This window comes from Kaistella sp. CFF1-2 (genome assembly GCF_059509915.1).
Window position 1 is genome coordinate 71,610 of record NZ_JCAKLF010000003.1, and the last position, 17,291, is coordinate 88,900.

Here is a 17,291-nt window from a genome sequence, read left to right on the forward strand (position 1 = left end):
AACAAATAAATTTCTATATTTGCACCCACGAAACGGTGATTGTAGCTCAGTTGGTTAGAGCGCCGGATTGTGGTTCCGGAGGTCGTGGGTTCGAGACCCATCATTCACCCTAGATAAAGAGAAGTATAATACTTCTCTTTTTTTATTTCTTTCCTTAAAAACTAGAGATTGGTATCATTTTTTCTTAGTATGTTGTATAAAATTTTTTATTATGACTAAAAAAAGTATTATCTCGGTTTTGGGATTAGCAACAATTATGGCAACATCTGCATTTACGGTACAGTCATGTACAACACAGAATACAGTTGGAGACACAACTCAAGTGTCTGTAGATTATAACGGGACTTACCGTGGTACTTTACCTTGTGCAGATTGTCAAGGAATCAAAACGACAGTTTACTTAAGTAAAGATAATACCTTTAGAACCATTACTCAATATATCGGTTCTGAAACGGAAGATGTAGATACAGGAAAATTTACTTGGGATAAAACAGGAAGTATTATTACCCTGAACGGTAAAGAAAAGGCTAAATATTTCGTTGGTGAAAACACACTTACCAAATTAAATTTGGATGGTAAAAAAGTAGAAGGTTCTTTGGCTAAATTCTATATGTTAACGAAAGACAACTACGCTGTTCTAAATAAAAAGTGGGATTTGGTAGAATTGAACGGGAAAAAATTTGATGCAAGTCAAACGACAAAGAAAGAAGCATTCATTATGTTCAATGATGCAGAGAATAGATATGTTGCTTCTGCAGGTTGTAATACAATCTCAGGATCGTTCATGGTGAATTCGTACAACCATTTGGAACTTGGTGAAGGAATGTCAACAATGATGGCATGCCCGAATTTAGAATGGGAACAGCAATTAATGGAAGTATTAAAAACTGCAGATACGTTTTCTATCTCAGGTGATGAACTTCACTTATTCAAGGGTAGAATGAGAGCGATGGCTGTTTTCAAAGCAGGAATGCAACCAAGATAATTAATCGTGATACTATAAATAAAAAAGACCAGCATTGCTGGTCTTTTTTATTATTTTGCTTTTTCTTCTTTTGGATCTACGTCTGGAAATCTTGCCAGAGTAAATTCTTTAGAAATCGCTGCTTTTTCAAATTTCAATTTTCCTGAAAGTGTTTCGATAATAACACCATCTTCTTGGATCTGAGAAATTCTACCGTGCATTCCTGAAGTTGTTACAATTCGACTTCCGATTTTCAAAGATTCTTGGAAGTTCTTTTCTTGCTTTTGTTTCTTCATTTGCGGACGAATCATCACAAAATACATAAATGCGATAAAAACACCGAATAAAAGAATCATTTGCATTCCACCTCCTCCAGTTGGAGCAGCTTGTAAAAATATTGAGATCATTAAACTAAATTATTTAGGTTGAACATTCGCCGAAAAAGTAATCACCATAGGTCCTTTTTCAACGTTTGCATAAACTTCTGCTTGTTTATGTTGCGCACCATCAAAACTTGACGAGTCAAATTTCAATGTGATTTTTCCTTTCTTACCAGGTAAGATAGGCTCTTTTGTAAAATCTGGAGCTGTACATCCACATCCTGGAACCACTTTAGAAATAATCAAAGGATTGGTTCCTGTGTTTGTAATTTCATAATCGTGTTGTACACTCTCACCTTTCTTAACATTTCCAAAATCAAAATGACTTTGCGCTAAAACAACCGAAGTTAAAGGTTGATTAGATGCAACTTCTTCCGCTTGAGTTTGCCCTACTGCTGAAGCAGTGTTTGTCATAGCTGCTTCATCAATAGCTGGATCTGTTGTTGTAACTTCTGATGCAGCAGTTAATTCTGATGCGTTATTTTCTTTTTTACATGATTGGGTAGCTAATAACCCGGCTGCAAGAAAGCTTGCAAATACTAACTTTTTCATATTAATTGCGATTTAAATCTTTAACATATTTGTCTAGAATACCATTGATAAAGATATTAGACTTATCTGTTGAATACACTTTTGAGATTTCAATATACTCATTAATAATCACTCTTGAAGGTGTTAATGGAAAATAATCCAATTCTGAAATAGCAGTAATCAAAATGATTTTATCCATTAAAGAAACACGTTCGATTTCCCAGTTTACCAATCTTTCAATAAGTTTTTTTTCCGTTTCTTCCCAATGATTTAGGGTCTCACGAAGAAGTTTGCTTGCAAAAGAACGATCTTCATCATCTTTAATCATGCGGATAAGCGTGTTGTACGTTTCGCCATCCTTCATGAATCCAATTGTTTTTTGGATCATTGAGTTTGAAATATGGTAATCATCTGCCCAACTCATTTCTTTATCCTCAAGGTGATCATGAAAATCATCATTTTCCGCGATATAACGAAGGAAAAGTTTTCCCATGAATTTCTGATCTTCCTCGAACGAGTTTTCACCAGAACTCATATAATCCGTGTAACGCTTTCCACCAACAATTTTCTGAAAGGTTTTCACCAAAAGATCATCGTGTAGATCCCAGTTGAGTTCCTTATGTTTTGCTGAAAATGCAATACGTTCAGAATTATTCTCAATAAGTTCTAAAACACGGTTTTCAATGAATTTTCTATTGGGATTGATGTCAGACTCCGTCTTGAAATACTTTTTACTGTTGATTTCCATTTGGTCTTCGGCTAATTCTTTTAGCGCGACAAAGAAGTTCAACTGATAAATATATAGATTGAAAATTCTATCAATCTCCGAAAACATGTTTTTCTCTAAAACATCGATCTTAATTGGGTTTTGGCTGTAAGAGTAGATAGATTCTACCACTTTTTCCCGTATTTGTCTTCTGCCTAACATTCAAAGAGCTTTTATGGGTGCAAAGATAGGTTTTTTTTGAGAAATAGAGAATGTCCATAAAAAGGATATTAGGTAGAAAGAGTATTTTTTTCACTATTTTTGTAGGTATTTTCTAAACGAACCGAATGAAAGCATTAAAAACACTTAACCCCTATTTTTGGAAACATAAAACACTACTTTTATGGGGTTTTCTGTTTATAGTAGCGAGTAATTTCTTCCTTATTTATAAGGTTCAATTCGTAGGGAAGTCGGTGGATCAACTCGCTGATTCTGGGAAACTTGGATTCAATAAAGAAATTCTTATTTATGTTTTAATTTATGTTGGTTCTTCTCTTTTAACGGGTTTTTTCACCTTTATGATGCGTCAAACAATCATCGTCGCATCACGTAGAATTGAATACGAATTGAAAAACAAAATCTACAGACATTATCAAGAAATGTCACTTACGGATTTCAAAAAAACTACGATTGGAGATTTGATGAATCGTTTAAGTGAAGATGTTGTTGCAATCCGAATGTACTTAGGACCAGGCGTGATGTATGTGGTTAATACATTGGTTTTGCTTGTGATTACGAGTATTTACATGTTGAAAACGGATTTTTCGATGACATTGTGGTCGTTAATTCCACTTCCGATTTTATCTTTTGTTATTTATAAAGTTAGTTCGATTATTAATCGAAAATCCAAAGTAATGCAGAAAAGCCAATCGGCGATTTCGACATTTGTTACAGATAGTTTTTCGGGAATTCGAGTGATTAAATTCTTTGCGAAAGAGATTTATATTAATCAAAATTATAAAGAGAAAGTTACCGATTATCAAGATCGAGCGTTGGACTTAGCAAAAACGGAAGCCTACTTTTTTACCATTATCCTTTTTGTGATTGGACTTTTAAATGTCGTGATTTTGTATGTTGGTGGACAAAAATATATTGCTGGAGAATTGAGTGTAGGAAAAATTGCTGACTTTTTCATGTACGTCAATATTCTAATTTGGCCCTTTTCAATGGTTGGTTGGGTAACGTCGGTCAATCAACGTGCAGAAGCTTCCATGCAACGTGTGAACGAATTTATGGATATGAAATCCGAAATTATCAACACCAATCATTCGCAATACGAAATTAGAGGTGATATTGAATTTAAAAATGTCACTTACGTGTATCCTAATACGGGAATTAAAGCTTTGGATAACGTCAGTTTTCATATAAACGCAGGCGAAAGTCTTGCTGTTATGGGGAAGACGGGCAGTGGGAAAACAACAATTGCTCTTTTACTTGCTCGTTTAATTGACCCAACTTCTGGTGAAATCTTATTGGATGGCAAGAATCTAAAAGAGCATAATTTGACTTTAGTTCGTGAATATTTAGGCTACATTCCACAAGAAAGTTACTTGTTTTCGGATACCATTGAGAATAATATTGGCTTTGCTTTAGATCAACCAAATCATGATCAGGTTGTTCGTTTTGCAAAGATTGCCGATGTTGATAAAAACATTGTCAAATTCAAAGATCAATACCAAACGATGGTGGGTGAACGAGGCGTGATGCTGTCGGGTGGACAAAAACAACGAATTTGCATTGCTCGTGCTTTAATAAAAGAACCTAAAATTCTCATTTTTGATGATTCGTTATCAGCTTTGGATACCGAAACGGAAGAGAATATTTTGCAGAATATTGATACAGAAATTGAAAATGCAACGTCAATTATCATCACTCATAGGGAGTCTAGTGCAAAAAGAGCAGACCGAATTTTAATACTTCCTTAACATTTTTAATGATAATTTAACACTCTAGTTGTGTAATTATCACATAGTTATCCATAATTTTTAGCTCAAAATAAAAAAAATTTTGCAGTTCCGATAATTCTTTTAAATTTGTTTACAACAGATTACTAAAATTATCGTACAATGAGTGATTATAAGGAACGCCACGAAAATGAGATTTTTACGAAGGTGTTAAAAGCAGGAAGGAGAACCTATTTCTTTGATGTGCGCGAGACGAAAGCGGGCGATTATTATCTTACCATTACCGAAAGCAAAAAGAACTTTGGAGAAAATGGAGAGGCGTCTTTTGAGAAACACAAAATCTACCTTTACAAAGAAGATTTCAAGAGTTTCCAAGACTTGTTCAAAGAATCTACAGATTTTATCGTGAATGAAAAAGGAGAGGACGTAATTTCTGAAAAACACGACAAAGATTTCAAAGCACGTTCGTTTACTATTGATAGTGACGACGAGGTTTAATCAAGACACACCAAATTTTATATAGAAGGTATCTCATTTTTGAGATGCCTTTTTTATGTTACTAACAGAATCAATAAACTTGCTGTAAATATTCGGAATATCGTTACCAACGGATACACTTGCGCATACGTCTGAATTGGAACATCACTATCCAAATAATTCGTACTGAAAGACAACGCGGCTGGATCGGTATAACTTCCGCTTAAAAGCCCAGCTAATTGAAGGAAATTCATTTTCAACCACCATTTTCCAAGGACTATCATAAAAAGCAATGGTATAAAGGTGATTGCACATCCATAAAGAAGGAACGTCCAACCATTATATTTCACAAAATTTTCATAGAAACCATCCCCAGCATGAATTCCTACCGCTGCGAAGAATAAGCAAATTCCGAAATCTTTCATAAAGTGAATAGCACCCGTATTTAAGTAGGAGTGAATGAAAGAAATGCTACCAAATCTTGAAATAATTAAGGCAACTAAAAGCGGTCCCGCTGCAAATCCAAGTTTAAGAGGAATCGGAAGTCCCGGAATTAAAATTGGAATGGAACCGACGATAACACCAATTAAAAGCCCACCAAATAAGGAAAGGAAATCAGATTCGATAATTTTCTTTTCTTGATTTCCGATAATTTTTTCAGCATCTTCAATAGCTTCTCTCGAACCAATAACCCGTAAAACATCACCATAAAATAACTCCAAAGAGGGACGTGGAATCATTTCTTTTCCAGCACGGAAAACACGAGTTACCTTCAAATCATAAATATTGAAAAGCTCCAAATCATTCATGTTTTTATGTACAGCCGAAGATTTGGTTACATAAATATTCTTCTTGTCCAAATCAGAATCGGACTCGATAAACAAATCAGTTGAAGGTCTTCCAAGTAATTCTGTGATTATTTGAATGTCTTTTTCTAGCCCAACCATCATCAAAACATCTCTTTCTTGAAGTTGCATATCTACCGTAGGTGAAGTAACAACTTCACTTCCGCTATGTTTTAGTCTCGAAAAAATTAGATGTTTTCCCGTTTCGTTAAGTATTTCTTGAAATGATTTTCCAAAATATTCTGGGTTGGTAACTCGTATTTTTTGATGGATTAAAGGTTCTTCACGATTAATTTTTTTCAACCGAAACTTTTTCATTTCGTCTTGGTTGTTTACTTTTAGAAGCACTTTTGCGATAATAATTGTCGCAATAATTCCAAAAACACCCAATGGATACGTAATCGCATAACCAATTGCTGGGTCGTCAAAAGTCCTATTGGGCATAGTTACCGCCAGTTCCTCAATCGTATTTTTTGCAGCTCCCAATCCAGGTGTATTGGTTACCGAACCGCTCATGATTCCAACTAAATTTTCAATGCTTAAACCCGTAAAATTGAAAAGAAGATAAGTAATCACACCACTTAAAATCACACCGGAAACTGCGAGAATGTTGAATTTCAAACCTTCGTTTTTAAACGATGAAAAAAATGAAGGTCCCACTTGCAATCCAATTCCGTAAACAAATAAAATAAGTCCAAAATCTCTGATGAAATCAAGGATTTGTATATTGATTCGATAGCCTAAGTGACCTAGAATTAACCCCATAAACATCACTCCCGAGACGCCAAAACTAATTTTTCCGAGTTTCAATCGTCCGAGAAAAACTCCCGTTCCTATGGCCAACATGACTGTGATTAAAGATTGAACGACGGTTGGAGTTGCAGAAGGTAACAAGAGGGTTTGAAGCCAATCGAACATAGTTTAGTTTTTTTTGAAATACACTCAAAGATAGGAAGATAAAAGAGCTTAATGAAATTAGTAAAGCTGAAATATATCAAGGACTAAAAACATAGTTTATGGAATTTTGAAATTAACAAATATCTTTGCACTATGATGAAGCCAAATTCTAAATCCGTTCTTATTCTTGGAGCTAATTCCGATGTTGCTAAACAAGCGATGAAACTTTATTTGCAAAAAGGTTTTGAGGTGATGGCGGCTTCACGGGATTTGACTTCACTTGAAAAATTTTCTATAGAAACTCATTTAGATTTATTGAAAACTCAGTTGTTGTATTTTGATGCTGCCGACTTTTCTTCGCATCAAGACTTTTATAATCAGCTTCCGACAAAACCGAATATTGTCGTTTATGCTGCTGGTTTTTTAGTTCAAAATGAAACAGCATTTCATGATTTTAATGCAACTTTTCAAATGATGAAAGTGAACTATGCGGGAGCCGTTTCAATCTTAAATATTATTGCTTTTGATCATTCAAATAAAAATTTAGAACGAATAATTGGTTTGTCTTCGCTTTCAGGCGTTCGTGGTCGTAAATCAAATTTCGTATATGGAAGTACAAAATCTGCTTTTACCCAATATTTAGCGGGACTTCGTCAAGAACTTAATTCTCGTAATATTAAAGTGAATGCGCTGGTAATCGGCTATATCAATACAAAAATCAATGAAGGCTTAGAGTTGAATAAAAACTTAATTATGGAACCTGAATATGTGGCAAAACATATTGTAGAAGCAGGGAATACATTCACCATCGTCCCAAATTGGAAATGGAAACTTATTTATAGCATTCTAAAAGTCCTTCCAGAAGGACTTGTTTCAAAACTCCCATAGCTTTATAGCACGCAATTTGCAAGTTTCTTTGCATGGATAGAGGAACTTTCATTAAAACCACAGCTCTAGGAATTGGAGCTTTGTTCTTTTTAGGAACTCAAAATATTTTAGCCAACTCATTTTCAAATATTGAAACTACAGAAGAAAACCAGCCAATTATTATCATTGGTTCGGGTTATGGTGGCGCAGTTGCGGCTTTGCGTTTATGCGAAGCTGGGAAGAAAGTGTGTATGCTGGAAATGGGCTTGAATTGGGAAAAATCTGGAATTCCTTTTTCTAAAATGCAAAAACCAGGGAAAAGTGCAGCTTGGTTAAAAAAGCAATCTATTGCGCCTTTTTTCAATTTATTTTCATTGAAACCTTTTACCGGTGCCTTGGATCGATTGGATTTTAAAGATATTAAAATATGGGTTGGACGTGGCGTTGGTGGTGGTTCTTTGGTCAATGGTGGAATGGCAGTTCTTCCCAAACGAGATTATTTCGAAGAAGTTTTTCCAAATTTGGATAGTAAATTATTTTTTGAAAAATATTTCCCGAAAGCACAACAAGAATTGAAAGTAAATGTTGCCCGCGAAGATTTTCTTAATGATTGTAAGTTTTATAAATTCAATAAAGTTGGCGAAGCAGAAGCGCATAAAGCAGGTTTTAAAACTATTCGAGTTCCTAATGTCTATGATTTTGACTACATGGAAAAAGAATATCGAAATGAAGTTCCAAGATCTGCATTGGATGGGGAAGTGATTTACGGGAATAATCACGGAAAAAATTCTTTGGATAAAACCTATCTGAAAAAGGCTTTGGCAACTGGAAACTTAGAAATTTTGGATTTACATTCAGTTCAAAATATCAAAAGTGAAAACGAAGGTTATCGTTTAGAAATTCATCAAATTGATACTTCTGGACAAATCGTTGCTAAAAAATTGCTGAATTGTCAACAACTTATTTTGGCTGCTGGAACGATGGGAACATTAGAATTGCTTTTAAAATCTCATGCTGAAAACGGTTTGCAACTCAATGACGAAGTTGGAAAACATTGGGGAAACAATGGGAATTTTATGACAGGACGAAACTGGGTAAAGGCGTTTTCTGGAGGTTTGGGATTTCAACATTCGACGATTCCAGTTGGCGGAATTGATAATTGGGATGATCCTAAACATACCTTTTTCGCCGAATTGGCGCCACTTCCTATGGGAATGAATGTTGCGACCGCTTTGTATTTGATGATTAACAAAGTTGATCAACCAGGAAGTGTGAGTTTTGATGCTTCAACGAAAAAGCTCGTTTTAGATTGGTCAAGGAAAAATACATCTAAAATGGAAGAAAATGCTAAGTTTTTCCTTCGCAAAATGAATAAGATAAATGGTGGAACTAGAAGTCACATGCTTTTTCATAACGGTTTAGGTTACGATGTTTGTTATCATCCTTTGGGTGGCGCCGTTTTAGGTAAAGCAACCACAGAGTTCGGACAATTAAAAAATCACAAAAATCTTTTTGTTTTGGATGGTTCGTTAATTCCAGCGAGTATTGGTGTTAATCCATTTCTTACAATTACAGCTTTGGTAGAATATTGTATGGAAAATTTGCTTAAGCAGAAAGCATTTGGATAAAAAAAGCGAGGCTCAAAAAACCTCGCTCTAATTTATAAATATTTTTGAATTTAAACTAAGCTTTCAAATCCAATTTCAATTCTAATTCGTCTAATTGAGCATCAGCAACTGGAGCTGGAGCGTCGATCATCACGTCGCGACCAGAATTGTTTTTCGGGAATGCAATGTAATCTCTAATCACTTCATTTCCATCCAAAATCGCAACTAATCTATCAAATCCGAATGCTAAACCTCCGTGTGGCGGCGCTCCGTATTTGAACGCGTTCATTAAGAATCCGAATTGCGCTTCCGCTTCTTCCTTCGTGAATCCTAATAAATCAAACATTTTGGATTGCAATTCTTTATCGAAAATTCGGATAGAACCACCACCTATTTCGTTTCCATTAAGAACTAAATCGTAAGCGTTGGCTCTTGCTTTTCCTGGATCGGCTTCTAATAAACTAAAATCTTCGGTTTTCGGAGACGTGAATGGATGGTGCATTGCGTGGTATCTTCCAGTTTCTTCGTCCCATTCCAAAAGAGGAAAGTCAATTACCCAAAGTGGTGCAAATTCATCGCCTTTTCTTAAACCTAAACGATTTCCAAGTTCCATTCTCAACGCAGAAAGTTGTGCTCTTACTTTGTTTTCAGAACCGGAAAGAATTAATATCAAATCTCCAGCTTTCGCTCCAAATTCCTCAACAATTGCTTTCAAAGCTGTTTCGTCGTAGAATTTGTTTACGGATGAAGTAATCGTTCCGTCAGCTTGATACTTAACCCAAACCATGCCTAAAGCTCCAATTTGTGGGCGTTTTACCCAATCTGTAAGCTCGTCGATTTGCTTTCTTGTATATTCTGCAGCACCTTCAACATTAATTCCAACAACCAATTCGGCATCATCAAAGATTTTAAAATCTTTTCCTTTTGTTAAATCATTTAATTCATGAAACACCATTCCAAAACGAATATCAGGCTTGTCGTTACCGTATTTTTTCATGGCATCAGCAAACGTCATTCTTGGGAAATCATGGAAATCTTTTCCTGTAATGTCTTTCAATAAGGTTTTTGTCATGCCTTCGAAAACATTTATAATGTCTTCTTGCTCCACAAACGCCATTTCGCAATCGATTTGCGTAAATTCTGGCTGTCTGTCGGCTCTTAAATCCTCGTCACGGAAGCATTTCACAATTTGGAAATATTTGTCCATTCCGCCAACCATTAACAATTGTTTGAAAGTTTGAGGCGACTGTGGAAGTGCATAAAACTGTCCCGGATTCATTCTACTTGGAACCACGAAATCTCTTGCACCTTCTGGCGTCGATTTAATTAAAACGGGTGTTTCAACTTCGATAAAACCTTCATCAGAGAGATAATTTCTAACTTTTTGCGCCATTTTGTGACGGAAAATCAATTTGTCCTTCACTGGATTTCTGCGGATATCCAAATAGCGGTATTTCATTCTCAATTCTTCACCACCATCGGTTTCGTCCTCAATAGTGAATGGTGGCAACTGAGATTCATTTAAAATCGTTAATTTTTCAACCAAAATTTCAATATCACCAGTTGGGATTTTTGGATTTTTAGAAGCTCTTTCAATCACTTTTCCTTGAACTTGAATCACAAATTCACGGCCTAATTTCTTTGCTTCTTCCATCAAAGCCGCTGTTGAACGCTCTTGATCGAAAACCAATTGTGTAATTCCGTAACGATCTCGCAAATCGATCCAAATCATAAAACCTTTGTCACGAATGGTTTGTACCCATCCTGAAAGTGTAACTTCTTCATTTAGATTTTTCAGCGTCAATTCGCCATTGGTGTGTGTACGGAACATTTTTTATTTAGATGTTAGATATTAGACTTTAGATATTAGACTGATAAGCCGTCTAAAAACTCGTTCGCAAAGATACTGAATTGCAATAAGAATTTATACGGCGACGATTATTAATTGACGTTTAATTTAATTCGCAGATTCCCCAAAAGTAAGTAATGTTCCGTTTGGGTCTATGAGTGAAAATTCTTTTTGTCCCCAAGATTTTACTTGTAATGGTCCATTTGGATGGATTTCAACTTCATTATCCTGCAAGTTTTGATATAGATTTTCAATTTCTACACATCGAATATACAGCATGAAATCTGATTTTTCTTTTTCTAAACTTGGATAATGAAAGAAATGAATTTCCAACTGATTGTTTTCTAAAATGAGATAATCCCCATAATCCGCAATAAGCTTAAAACCTAAATTTTTATAGTAATTCAGTGTTTTTTCCTTATCAGTAAAAGGAATTTTGGGCATGATGGTTTGTAGCATTTTCTTTGTGTTGGTTGATTCATAACAAATTTAGTATTCTGTTAAAATATATTCCACAAAAAAAGTATAATTTCGAAAGAATGAAGATTTTGTATTCCATACAAGGGACGGGGAACGGCCATCTGAGCCGAGCACGAGAGATTATTCCGCATTTGAAAAAGCATGGCGATTTGGATTTGTTGGTGAGCGGAACACATGCTGAGGTTGGTTTGGATGATGAAATTAAATATCGTTTTAATGGATTTGGATTCGTTTTCGGTAGCAAAGGGGGAATTGATTTTAAAGAAACATGGCGAAAGTTTAATTTTCAACAATTTTTAAAAGATTGTAAACAAATTCCTATAAAGGAATATGATGTGGTCATCAATGATTTTGAACCCGTTACAGCTTGGGCATGTCGTTTTCGTGGAAAAAAAAGTATTGGTTTGAGTCATCAAGCGGCTTTTTTATCACCGAAAACACCTCAATTAAAAGGATTTCATTGGGGAAAGCAAATTATGAATCATTATGCGCCTTCAAATTCGCAGATCGCTTTTCATTTTGAAAAATACGACGACTTTATTCATACCCCCGTTATTCGAAGTGAAATTCGAAATTTAAATCCTCAAAATTTAGGACATTATACGGTGTATCTTCCTGCCTATTCGGATGCTTTTATTCTGAAAATGGTTCAAAATTTTCCTAAAATTCAATGGAATATTTTTTCAAAACATTCAAAATCGAAGTATGAAAAAGGAAATGCGTTGGTTTCGCCCATCAACAATGCGGAATTCCAGACATCCTTGAAAAATTGTTTTGGATTTTTAACAGGTGGTGGTTTTGAAGGTCCAGCCGAAGCCTTGTATTTAGGGAAAAAACTTTTGGTTGTTCCCATGCATAAACAATATGAACAACAATGTAATGCCTTGGCTCTAGAAAAAATAGGATTTCCTGTGATTTGGAAAGAAGCTGAGTTTTTAGAAAAACTGAAAATTTGGGTACACGATGATCGACAAAAAGCTTTTGATTATCCGAATGAAACCGAGACAATTATTGAATCTATATTTAAAAATCCTTTGTTTTAAAGGTTTTCTTTGATTGATGTTTTGAAGTTTTTTTGTTTTCAAAAAATTTGTAACTTCGTATAAATCATCAAAATATCATTTATGGGAAAAGGAGATCAAAAATCAAGAAGAGGTAAAATTAACGCAGGTAGTTATGGGAAGAAAAGACCTCGTAAAACAGCAAAAGCAGCTCCAGTAAAGGTTGAAAAGGTTGCAAAAGCGCCGAAAGTGGAAGCTGAAAAAAAAGAAACCAAGCCGAAAACAACCAAACCAAAAACGGTAAAAGCCGAAACTGCAGAAGAAAAGCCAAAAGCAAAAAAGACAACAAAAAAGACCGAAGAATAATCTTCGGTCTTTTTATATCTCGTGTCTGAAATTATTTTCCTCCTAAGATGCTTCCTAGCAAACCGCCAAGACCACCTTGTTGAGCTTGTTGTTGGTTTCCGCTACCCAAAACGCTTCCTAAGATATCGTTTAATGGATTTCCTGAAGATTGCGCTTGGCCACCACCAAGAACACTTCCTAGAATATCGTTCAAAGGATTAGAATCTTGAGCTTGCGCTTGTTGAGAAGCTCCACCTAAAATTCCACCCAACAAATCACCTAAACCACCTGCGTTTACATTGTTTTGTTGTTTTTCTTTACCGATATATCCCATGATTACAGGCGCTAACATCGCTAAAATTGGACCAATTTTGTCCATAGAAATTCCCGTGTCTTGCGAAAGCTGATTTTCAACATTCACTTTATTACCACCGAAAATGTGGTCCAAGATAGAACCTCCTTCTGCTTGTCTTGCATCCGCTTGAGAAATATCGTTTAAGATACTTCCGTCGTGGTCTCTATCTAGAGCATTGTTCAAAGATTCTGCTTCTTTTTGATCTTGAGATTTATTTCTTAAATACGAAATAATCAACGGCGCAGCAACAGCTAATAAAGCAATTACTTGGTTTTTTTGAATTCCGAATTTGTTCTCTGCTTGGCTTGCAACTTGACTTCCAGCTGCTCCACCGATAAGGTCTAATAGGCTCATAATTTTTTTGTGTTACTTGTTTGTTTGATTGTTATTTTTTTTCGTGCGTTTTGATTAGCAAATTACATTCCGAAAATTTAATTTTTAAAAATCGGAACATTGGAACAGGCTTCACCAAACATTAGCGTTTTTACAACGGGTCGCAAAGCTTCCACCAATTCAACATAGGCGTTTTCAGGAATGGTGTTGTCGGAACAGCCTTTTACCAAGACACGTTTGTCTTTCAAGGTTTCAAAATCATATTCTAAAATAGCGTCGTGCATTAGTAAAACTTCCAACTGATCGCGATCTCCATAAACTACTTTTTTGGCAACTTCAGCAACTTTGGACGTTATTAAAAAGTACGCCCACAAAGGAACAATAGCATCTGCAGAATTGTAAATGTATACAAATTGACCTTCAAAAGGGGTGATGTCTAAATTTTTTATTTTTTCGCGGAAATCTTTTTCCTTTAAAATAAGTCCTTCAAATAAGAAATCTTTCAAATCAATTCCTATTCTATTTCCTTTTGGAAGAAGGCTTGTTATATCGAAATTCACCAATCCACTATCGGCAACTCGGTTTTTTATTTCGTATTCTTCGTTCATCTTTTTCTAACTTTAAACAAATTTACGCTTATTTTTGCATACCATTAGGTGAGTGCCTATTGTTTTATCTATTATCATTATGAAGTATTACATCATCGCTGGTGAAGCATCTGGAGATTTGCATGGAAGCAATTTGATGAAGTCTATTCTGAAAGAAGATTCTCAAGCAGAATTTCGTTTTTGGGGTGGTGATTTGATGCAAAACGTTGGCGGAAAACTTGTAAAGCATTACCGAGATCTTGCGTTTATGGGTTTTGTTGAAGTGGCGATGAATCTAAGAACCATTTTGAAAAATATTGATGTTTGTAAAGCAGATTTGAAGGCTTATCAACCCGATGTTTTAATATTGATAGATTATCCAGGATTTAATTTACGTATTGCAGAATATGCGAAAAGTCTTGGGATTAAAGTCGTGTATTATATTTCGCCTCAACTTTGGGCTTGGAAGGAAGGTCGAGTAAAAACGATTCGCAAATTTGTAGATGAGATGCTCGTAATTCTCCCTTTTGAAAAGGATTTTTATAAGAAACATCAGGTAGAAGTCGAGTTTGTTGGTCATCCTTTATTAGATGCGATTTCGGATTTGCCGGATATTAATGTTGATGATTTTAAAACTCAAAATGGATTGAACGATAAAGAAATTATCGCTTTGCTTCCTGGTTCTCGAAAGCAAGAAGTCGAGAAAATGCTAGAGTTGATGTTATCCGTACAATCGTCTTTTCCCGAATATCAATTTGTGATTGCCGGCGCGCCAAGTTTGCCGAAAGAGTTTTATCAAAAATATGTGGATGATTCGGTTCATTTTGTATCCAACAAAACCTACGATCTATTGCGTTGTTCCAAAGCGGCTTTGGTGACGTCGGGAACGGCAACTTTAGAAACAGCTTTGCTGAATATTCCTGAAGTGGTTTGCTACCGCGGAAATTTCATTTCGTATCAAATCGGAAAACGTTTAGTCGGAAAAAACATTAAGTATATTTCGTTAGTGAATTTGATTATGGATCGCGAAGTGGTTACGGAATTGATTCAAAATGAGCTTACAACCGATAATTTGATAAAAGAATTGAACCTTATTCTTGGTCAAAATCGCAGCAAAATGCTTTCTGATTACGCCGAATTACGTGCAAAACTAGGTGGTAGCGGAGCAAGTGATGTTGCTGCAAAAATAATTGTAAAAGGTTAGGTTTTTCATTCTGTTTTTTTATGTAAATTCACTTTGACAAACAGTGTGTTGCATGAAAAAAAAACCTATTTTCTTTGTTTGCATCGCTTTTATTTTAGGTATTGTTTTTCAAGACACGTACCCGCAAAAGTTTTGGGTTCTTTTTAGCGCATTTTTACTGATTTTTTCAGTATCTATTTTCATTTATTTCTTCAAAAATCGATTTGTAGAATACTCATTGCTGATTCTTTTTTTCTGTTTTGGAACGCTTCTGCATCAAATTCAGGAGCCGAAATCTCCGAATGTAGAAATCAATGCTAAAGATGTTGTTCAATTTCAATTAGTGAAAAAGTTGAATTCTAATGCTTTTAATAGAAGATACATCGTTGAGGTTTTTTCAAAATCAAATGCTTTTTTGGCTGTGGTTTCCATCCCAAAAGAGCAAAAGTCCTTGGATTTTGAACATCAATATCAAGGTTCGGGCTTTATTCGCTTGGTTGAACCTCCGAAAAACGATTATCAATTTAACTATCAAAAGTATTTGAAGAGACAAGGTGTTTTCTATCAAATGTATTTTCGTAAAGAGATTCAATCAGCCAATGTTTCCTCGATTTCTTTTTCAACGAAAATCAAGCAATGGCGGTTGAATATTCTTAATTCAATTTCCGATTTGCCAGAAGTTTCCAGTTCAAATAAAGAACTTTTAAAAGGAATTATTTTGGCTGATCGAACTGAAATGGATGCTATGGTGGTTTCGGATTTCAACAAAACGGGTTTGGTGCATATTCTCTCGATTTCGGGTTCCCACATGGTGGTTATTTTTGCGCTGATTTATTTTATCTTTTCAAAGATCAGGCTTCCTAGAAAAGTGGTTATCATCATTTCAGTAGTTTGCATTTGGTTGTTTTCTATCCTTATTGATTACGGAAATTCGGTTGTTCGCTCGTCTTTAATGCTAACTATTTATTACGTCTATGTTATTTTAGAGCGAAAACCTGATTTGATTCATTCCTTGAGTTTGTCGGCGATGCTTATTTTACTTTGGGACACGAATCAGATTTTTGATGTAGGATTTCAACTAAGTTTTGTTGCGGTTTTAGGAATTTTTTGGTTAAATAAACCTATTTCGAATCTTTTTCCAGAAACAAAGAATGTTTTTCTAAACTATGCGAAAGCGGTTTTTAGTTTGACCTTAAGTGCACAATTGGCGACACTTCCTTTAATTATCTATTATTTTCATCAATTTCCGTTGATTTCTATTTTGGCGAATCTGGTTATGGTTTTTGTTGCTCAACTTTTTATCGTTTTCTCGTTTTGCTATGTTTTATTGATCGGTTTTGGACTTCAATTTTCAATTTTGAATTGGTTTTATGACCATTTTGCAACACTATTTCTTCGATTAGTTCACCTTTTTGGAAGTTTTGATGGACAATTGGTTGAGAATATTTCAATGAATTGGGTTGAGGTTGTATTGCTTTTTGTTTTGTGCTATTTGTTGAGAAGTGTTTTGGTTAAACGTTCGATGAAAGATATTTTGCGATTTTCATATTTACTATTGTTGTTCTACTCAGTTCGACTTTTTTCAGATCATATTGCTTTTCAAAAGTCAGAATCTATTGTACATTCTACATATAAAACATCTTTATTCTCTGTAAAACAAGGCGATCATGTTGATTTTTACATTCCAGAAGATGCTAAAATAAGTGATGTTGAAAAGTATTCCATTCAGCCGTATATCGTTAATCGACGGGTGAAAACGTATTCTGTCACGATGTTTCCGAGCTCTACTTCTCAGGTTTCATTCCAAGGAAAAGACTATAATTTGAAGCCTAAATGAAACTAAATATTATGATAAATTGGAATGACGCCTATCTTCCTTATTTAGAAAAGTTATAAACTAGCAAATTGTGAGGATTCTCA

17 protein-coding genes and 1 tRNA gene are annotated in these 17,291 nt (G+C 35.0%); 10 read left to right on the top strand and 8 right to left on the bottom strand.

The window, feature by feature from the left end:
- Nucleotides 1-34 precede the first annotated feature (34 nt).
- Both AC5XHR_RS09610 and AC5XHR_RS09615 read left to right on the top strand, forming a co-directional pair.
- Nucleotides 35-110: transfer RNA gene (locus AC5XHR_RS09610), tRNA-His, on the top strand.
- 101 nt (nucleotides 111-211) lie between these two features.
- Entirely contained in the window at nucleotides 212-985 is a 774-nt protein-coding gene (locus AC5XHR_RS09615; protein ID WP_495950575.1) for a copper resistance protein NlpE N-terminal domain-containing protein, read from the top strand.
- A gap of 50 nt (nucleotides 986-1,035) precedes the next feature.
- Here the strand turns inward: AC5XHR_RS09615 and yajC are convergent, their stop codons facing one another.
- Genes yajC through nusB form a run of 3 tightly spaced genes read right to left on the bottom strand, consistent with a single transcriptional unit; the run spans nucleotide 1,036 to nucleotide 2,803 of the window.
- Complete coding sequence (gene yajC, locus AC5XHR_RS09620) at nucleotides 1,036-1,371, bottom strand: preprotein translocase subunit YajC (RefSeq protein WP_495950576.1); 336 nt, start codon at nucleotides 1,369-1,371, stop codon at nucleotides 1,036-1,038.
- A gap of 9 nt (nucleotides 1,372-1,380) precedes the next feature.
- The gene (locus AC5XHR_RS09625; RefSeq protein WP_495950577.1) at nucleotides 1,381-1,896 is read right to left on the bottom strand and encodes a DUF1573 domain-containing protein; all 516 of its coding nucleotides are present in this window, start codon (nucleotides 1,894-1,896) and stop codon (nucleotides 1,381-1,383) included.
- A gap of 1 nt (nucleotide 1,897) precedes the next feature.
- Entirely contained in the window at nucleotides 1,898-2,803 is a 906-nt protein-coding gene (nusB, locus tag AC5XHR_RS09630) for a transcription antitermination factor NusB (protein WP_495950578.1), read from the bottom strand.
- Nucleotides 2,804-2,928: 125 nt separating this feature from the next.
- On the opposite strand from nusB, the gene AC5XHR_RS09635 reads away from it, so the two are divergent.
- Nucleotides 2,929-4,566 carry an ABC transporter ATP-binding protein gene (locus tag AC5XHR_RS09635; protein WP_495950579.1) on the top strand — a complete coding sequence of 546 codons (1,638 nt, stop codon included), beginning with the start codon at nucleotides 2,929-2,931 and terminating at the stop codon, nucleotides 4,564-4,566.
- A gap of 141 nt (nucleotides 4,567-4,707) precedes the next feature.
- A complete protein-coding gene (locus AC5XHR_RS09640; RefSeq protein WP_495950580.1) occupies nucleotides 4,708-5,043 on the top strand; it encodes a DUF3276 family protein in 336 nt (111 codons plus the stop codon).
- Between the two features lie 53 nt (nucleotides 5,044-5,096).
- On the opposite strand, the gene AC5XHR_RS09645 is transcribed toward AC5XHR_RS09640, so the two are convergent.
- Nucleotides 5,097-6,785, bottom strand: coding sequence for a putative transporter (locus AC5XHR_RS09645; protein ID WP_495950581.1), 1,689 nt, complete (start codon nucleotides 6,783-6,785; stop codon nucleotides 5,097-5,099).
- A 132-nt stretch (nucleotides 6,786-6,917) separates the two neighbouring features.
- Between AC5XHR_RS09645 and AC5XHR_RS09650 the strand changes: the two genes are divergently transcribed.
- Both AC5XHR_RS09650 and AC5XHR_RS09655 read left to right on the top strand, forming a co-directional pair.
- Complete coding sequence (locus tag AC5XHR_RS09650) at nucleotides 6,918-7,652, top strand: SDR family NAD(P)-dependent oxidoreductase (RefSeq protein WP_495950582.1); 735 nt, start codon at nucleotides 6,918-6,920, stop codon at nucleotides 7,650-7,652.
- Between the two features lie 32 nt (nucleotides 7,653-7,684).
- The gene (locus tag AC5XHR_RS09655) at nucleotides 7,685-9,259 is read left to right on the top strand and encodes a GMC family oxidoreductase N-terminal domain-containing protein (RefSeq protein WP_495950583.1); all 1,575 of its coding nucleotides are present in this window, start codon (nucleotides 7,685-7,687) and stop codon (nucleotides 9,257-9,259) included.
- A gap of 55 nt (nucleotides 9,260-9,314) precedes the next feature.
- Here AC5XHR_RS09655 and aspS read toward each other — a convergent pair whose 3' ends face one another.
- A complete protein-coding gene (gene aspS / locus AC5XHR_RS09660; protein WP_495950584.1) occupies nucleotides 9,315-11,069 on the bottom strand; it encodes an aspartate--tRNA ligase in 1,755 nt (584 codons plus the stop codon).
- Nucleotides 11,070-11,195: 126 nt separating this feature from the next.
- Nucleotides 11,196-11,546: a DUF8817 family protein gene (locus AC5XHR_RS09665; RefSeq protein WP_495950585.1), complete on the bottom strand. Its 351-nt coding sequence runs from the start codon at nucleotides 11,544-11,546 to the stop codon at nucleotides 11,196-11,198.
- Nucleotides 11,547-11,626: 80 nt separating this feature from the next.
- Here AC5XHR_RS09665 and AC5XHR_RS09670 point away from each other — a divergent pair, with 80 nt between their 5' ends.
- Entirely contained in the window at nucleotides 11,627-12,610 is a 984-nt protein-coding gene (locus tag AC5XHR_RS09670) for a glycosyltransferase family protein (protein WP_495950586.1), read from the top strand.
- A gap of 81 nt (nucleotides 12,611-12,691) precedes the next feature.
- A complete protein-coding gene (locus AC5XHR_RS09675) occupies nucleotides 12,692-12,934 on the top strand; it encodes a 30S ribosomal protein THX (RefSeq protein ID WP_495950587.1) in 243 nt (80 codons plus the stop codon).
- 31 nt (nucleotides 12,935-12,965) lie between these two features.
- Here AC5XHR_RS09675 and AC5XHR_RS09680 read toward each other — a convergent pair whose 3' ends face one another.
- Nucleotides 12,966-13,622, bottom strand: coding sequence for a DUF937 domain-containing protein (locus AC5XHR_RS09680; RefSeq protein WP_495950588.1), 657 nt, complete (start codon nucleotides 13,620-13,622; stop codon nucleotides 12,966-12,968).
- Nucleotides 13,623-13,699: 77 nt separating this feature from the next.
- Nucleotides 13,700-14,209 carry a DUF2480 family protein gene (locus AC5XHR_RS09685; RefSeq protein WP_495950589.1) on the bottom strand — a complete coding sequence of 170 codons (510 nt, stop codon included), beginning with the start codon at nucleotides 14,207-14,209 and terminating at the stop codon, nucleotides 13,700-13,702.
- Between the two features lie 79 nt (nucleotides 14,210-14,288).
- Here AC5XHR_RS09685 and lpxB point away from each other — a divergent pair, with 79 nt between their 5' ends.
- On the top strand, nucleotides 14,289-15,392 hold the full coding sequence (lpxB, locus tag AC5XHR_RS09690; protein WP_495950590.1) for a lipid-A-disaccharide synthase: 1,104 nt from the start codon (nucleotides 14,289-14,291) through the stop codon (nucleotides 15,390-15,392).
- 52 nt (nucleotides 15,393-15,444) lie between these two features.
- Complete coding sequence (locus AC5XHR_RS09695) at nucleotides 15,445-17,208, top strand: ComEC/Rec2 family competence protein (protein WP_495950591.1); 1,764 nt, start codon at nucleotides 15,445-15,447, stop codon at nucleotides 17,206-17,208.
- Nucleotides 17,209-17,291 lie beyond the last annotated feature (83 nt).

Excerpts from the sequence above, each read along its gene's own strand:
- AC5XHR_RS09615 (WP_495950575.1), top strand. The coding sequence starts at position 212 with ATGACTAAAAAAAGTATTATCTCGGTTTTGGGATTAGCAACAATTATG.
- yajC (WP_495950576.1), bottom strand. The coding sequence starts at position 1,371 with ATGATCTCAATATTTTTACAAGCTGCTCCAACTGGAGGAGGTGGAATG.
- AC5XHR_RS09625 (WP_495950577.1), bottom strand. The coding sequence starts at position 1,896 with ATGAAAAAGTTAGTATTTGCAAGCTTTCTTGCAGCCGGGTTATTAGCT.
- nusB (WP_495950578.1), bottom strand. The coding sequence starts at position 2,803 with ATGTTAGGCAGAAGACAAATACGGGAAAAAGTGGTAGAATCTATCTAC.
- AC5XHR_RS09635 (WP_495950579.1), top strand. The coding sequence starts at position 2,929 with ATGAAAGCATTAAAAACACTTAACCCCTATTTTTGGAAACATAAAACA.
- AC5XHR_RS09640 (WP_495950580.1), top strand. The coding sequence starts at position 4,708 with ATGAGTGATTATAAGGAACGCCACGAAAATGAGATTTTTACGAAGGTG.
- AC5XHR_RS09645 (WP_495950581.1), bottom strand. The coding sequence starts at position 6,785 with ATGTTCGATTGGCTTCAAACCCTCTTGTTACCTTCTGCAACTCCAACC.
- AC5XHR_RS09650 (WP_495950582.1), top strand. The coding sequence starts at position 6,918 with ATGATGAAGCCAAATTCTAAATCCGTTCTTATTCTTGGAGCTAATTCC.
- AC5XHR_RS09655 (WP_495950583.1), top strand. The coding sequence starts at position 7,685 with ATGGATAGAGGAACTTTCATTAAAACCACAGCTCTAGGAATTGGAGCT.
- aspS (WP_495950584.1), bottom strand. The coding sequence starts at position 11,069 with ATGTTCCGTACACACACCAATGGCGAATTGACGCTGAAAAATCTAAAT.
- AC5XHR_RS09665 (WP_495950585.1), bottom strand. The coding sequence starts at position 11,546 with ATGCTACAAACCATCATGCCCAAAATTCCTTTTACTGATAAGGAAAAA.
- AC5XHR_RS09670 (WP_495950586.1), top strand. The coding sequence starts at position 11,627 with ATGAAGATTTTGTATTCCATACAAGGGACGGGGAACGGCCATCTGAGC.
- AC5XHR_RS09675 (WP_495950587.1), top strand. The coding sequence starts at position 12,692 with ATGGGAAAAGGAGATCAAAAATCAAGAAGAGGTAAAATTAACGCAGGT.
- AC5XHR_RS09680 (WP_495950588.1), bottom strand. The coding sequence starts at position 13,622 with ATGAGCCTATTAGACCTTATCGGTGGAGCAGCTGGAAGTCAAGTTGCA.
- AC5XHR_RS09685 (WP_495950589.1), bottom strand. The coding sequence starts at position 14,209 with ATGAACGAAGAATACGAAATAAAAAACCGAGTTGCCGATAGTGGATTG.
- lpxB (WP_495950590.1), top strand. The coding sequence starts at position 14,289 with ATGAAGTATTACATCATCGCTGGTGAAGCATCTGGAGATTTGCATGGA.
- AC5XHR_RS09695 (WP_495950591.1), top strand. The coding sequence starts at position 15,445 with ATGAAAAAAAAACCTATTTTCTTTGTTTGCATCGCTTTTATTTTAGGT.